Here is a 1386-nt window from a genome sequence, read left to right on the forward strand (position 1 = left end):
AACTGCTCGGCGTGATCTACCCCTACCCCACCCGCAGCGAAGCGATCCGCGCGGTCGCCGGGCTGTGGCGTCAGCGCCATGCCTCGTCGCGTGGGCTTGCCCTGCTCGAACGGTTCAACACCTGGCGGCGGGGCTAGCGATGCGCGGCGACTCAATGGTCGGACCCCGCCTCAGCGTGGTGATCCCGACCTTGAACGAGGCCGCCCATCTGCCCGCGCTGCTCGCCAGCCTGACCCGCGCACCCGATCTGGTCGCCGCCGTCATTATCAGCGACGGCGGCAGTACCGATGCCACCATCCCGATCGCGCGCGCCGCGGGCGCCTTGCTGGTCGAGGGCGCGGCCGGGCGCGGTGGACAATTCCGGCGCGGCATTGCGCGGGCGCCGACACCGTGGCTGTTCCTGCTGCACGCCGATTCGTCCCTGAAGCCGGACTGGCCCGCCGCGATCCGCCCCCATTTGAACACCCCCAGGCGCGCCGGTTACGGCAGGCTGCGTTTCGCGAGCGCCGACCCCCGCGCCCGCCTCCTCGAAGCCGGTGTGTGGCTGCGGTGCGCCCTGTTCCGCCTGCCGTATGGCGATCAGGGATTGCTGATCCATCGTGATCTGCTCGATGCCATCGGCGGCATGCCCGACCTGCCGCTGATGGAGGATGTCGCGCTCGCCCGCGGTCTTGGGCGGCAGCGCCTGGCCCAGATGAACCTCGTCGTCACGACCGATGCCAGCGCCTATGTCCGCGATGGCTGGTTTCGCCGCGCCGCGGGCAATCTTTGGCGTCTGGCCCGGCATTGCGCCTCATCCGCCGCGATCCGTGCGGCCGATTATCGCCGATGAACCGCCCGGTTTTGATCGTGTTCACCCGTATCCCCCGCCTCGGCATCGGCAAGCGGCGCCTTGCGCGCCGCATCGGCGATCGCGCGGCGTTGACCCTTTCGCGCGCCATTCTGCACAATCTGCTGCACCGCCTGCGCGGGCTGCGCGGCGTTGCCCGCGTGATCGCGGCAACCCCTGATCATCACGCGAAACTGACGGCGCCGGGCTGGATGATCCTGCCCCAGGGCGAAGGGGATCTCGGCCGCCGCATGCGGCGGGCCTTCCGCCGGTTTCAGCACCGCCCGGCCGTGCTGATCGGCAGCGATATTCCGGGCATTGGCGCGGGCGACATCCGCACCGCGCTCCGCCTGCTGCGCGGCCATCACGCGGTGTTCGGCCCCGCCGAGGATGGTGGCTACTGGCTGATCGGCCTGTCGTCGCGCCGGCCCGATGCGCTGTTCAGCGAGGTTCGCTGGTCGACGCCGGACGCGCTGGCCGACACGATACGGTCTCTGCCGGGAAGCCGCATCGCCCTGCTGCGCCGGCTGTTCGACATCGATGACGCCGTGCCGCCG

At 70.7% G+C, this 1386-nt stretch carries 2 protein-coding genes; both read left to right on the forward strand.

Features of this window, described 5'->3' with window-relative positions; genetic code table 11:
* Positions 1-154: 154 nt before the first annotated feature.
* On the forward strand, positions 155-832 hold the full coding sequence (locus ACP5E6_RS15340) for a glycosyltransferase (protein ID WP_427955447.1): 678 nt from the start codon (positions 155-157) through the stop codon (positions 830-832).
* The coding region (locus ACP5E6_RS15345; RefSeq protein WP_427955449.1) for a TIGR04282 family arsenosugar biosynthesis glycosyltransferase at positions 829-1386 on the forward strand (558 nt) is incomplete at its 3' end. The genes ACP5E6_RS15340 and ACP5E6_RS15345, both read left to right, overlap by 4 nt.

The sequence above is a fragment of the Acidiphilium sp. genome, from assembly GCF_049977125.1.
Classification (GTDB): Bacteria; Pseudomonadota; Alphaproteobacteria; order Acetobacterales; family Acetobacteraceae; genus Acidiphilium.